At 75.9% G+C, this 1,708-nt stretch carries 2 protein-coding genes; both read left to right on the forward strand.

The window, feature by feature from the left end:
* On the forward strand, positions 1-916 hold a 916-nt coding region (locus HW577_RS24675), incomplete at its 5' end, for a GGDEF domain-containing protein (protein ID WP_198378736.1).
* On the forward strand, positions 913-1,708 hold a 796-nt coding region (locus tag HW577_RS24680; RefSeq protein WP_198378737.1), incomplete at its 3' end, for a DUF2336 domain-containing protein. The genes HW577_RS24675 and HW577_RS24680, both read left to right, overlap by 4 nt.

Genomic DNA, 1,708 nt, shown 5'->3' on the forward strand with positions numbered 1-1,708 from the left:
GCGCGCCGCGCTGCTCGACGCGCTGGCCGACAAGGTGCGGCTCGCGGCGACGGCGCGCGACAGCCTCGCCCAGGGCCTGGCGGGGCTGCGCGACGCGCTCGGCTGCGCGGGCACCGCCATGATCGTCCCCGCCGCCGGGGAACCCTCCACCGTCGCCGCGACCTCCGAGGTGCCCGCCGCCCTTGTGGGCGCCGTGGCCGACGGGCTTGTGGCCGGCACGGATTGGACCGGCATGCTCGACGGCGGCGGGCCGGCGGCGCTGCTGCATCATCACGGGCGGCCGCTCGCCACCTCGGTGCTTGTCGCGTGGCGCGACCGCGGCGCGCGCGACTGGGATGCGGAGGACCTCGCCGTCCTGCGCTCCATGGCCGCCATGCTCGGCGCCGTGCTGGGCTTCGGCCGCATCCAGGAAGAACTGGAACGCCAGGCAACGACCGACCCGCTGACCGGCCTCGCCAACCGTCGTGCCTTCCTGGGCGCGCTCGCAGGGACGCTCGACGCCGGCGCCCCGGCGCAGGGCGGCGCGCTGCTGTTCGCGGACCTGGACAACCTGAAGCCGCTCAACGACCGCTACGGGCACGATGCCGGCGACGCCGCGCTGCGCACCACGGCGGATCTGCTGCAGGCGGCGGCCGGGCCGAACGGGCTGGCGGCGCGATTCGGCGGCGACGAATTCGTCCTCTGGCTGCCAGGGGTCGATGTGCAGACCGCGATCGCCACCGCCGAGCAACTGCTCAGCGCGGCAGCCGCCCTGCCGCCGGACGGCAGGTCGCCGCATTTCAGCATCGGCATCGCCTGGCGTCGCCCGGGGGACGCAGAGCATGCGGCGGGGCTGGTCGCCCGCGCCGACACGGCGCTCTATGACGCCAAGCGCGCCGGCCGCGGCGGGTGGCGAATGGCGGAGCCCGCGCCATGACGGACCTGACGCGCGCCGCCCGGATCCTCGAGGAAGGCGACGTGACGGGCCGGGAAGCGCTGGCCGGCGACCCGGCCGCGCCGCCGGAAGCCCTCTACTTCCTGATGTCCGACCGTGCCGCCTCGGTGCGCGGCGCGGTGGCGCGCAACCCGTCCTCCCCCTTCCAGACCTTCGGCATGCTGGCGGCGGACCCGGATGAGGGGGTGCGCAGCGCCCTCGCGACGCGGCTTGCGCAGCTTGCGCCGAGCCTGGGCGAACCGCAGCGGGACCGCCTTGCGGAAGCGGCCTGGGGTGCGCTCGCGCGCCTGGCCGAGGATACGGCCGAAGAGATCCGCGTCGCCATCTCCGAGGCGGTGAGCAGCCTGCCCGATACGCCGCGCGCCACCATCCTCGCGCTCGCGCAGGACCGCGCGATGCGCGTCGCGGACCCCGTGATCCGTCTCTCCCCCTTGCTGACCGAGGAGGACCTGCTCTCGCTCGTCGCCGCGCCGCCGGTCGCCGAAACGCTGACCGCCGTCGCGCGCCGCCCGGCGATCAGCGAACGCGTCGCGGATGCGCTGGTGGATACGGGCAACGACACCGCGATCACGGCCCTGCTGCTGAACGACAGCGCGGCGATCCGCGAATCCACGCTCGATGCCCTGGTCGTGCAGGCGGCGGAGCGCACCCAGTGGCAGGCGCCCCTCGTGCAGCGGCCCGCGCTGCCGCCGCGCGCGGCCGTCGCGCTGTCCCGCCTGGTGGCGGAGGACCTGCTCGCGCCACTCGCCGCGCGCACCGACCTCCCGGCCGAAG

This window comes from Neoroseomonas rubea, assembly GCF_016106015.1.
Classification (GTDB): Bacteria; Pseudomonadota; Alphaproteobacteria; order Acetobacterales; family Acetobacteraceae; genus Neoroseomonas; species Neoroseomonas rubea.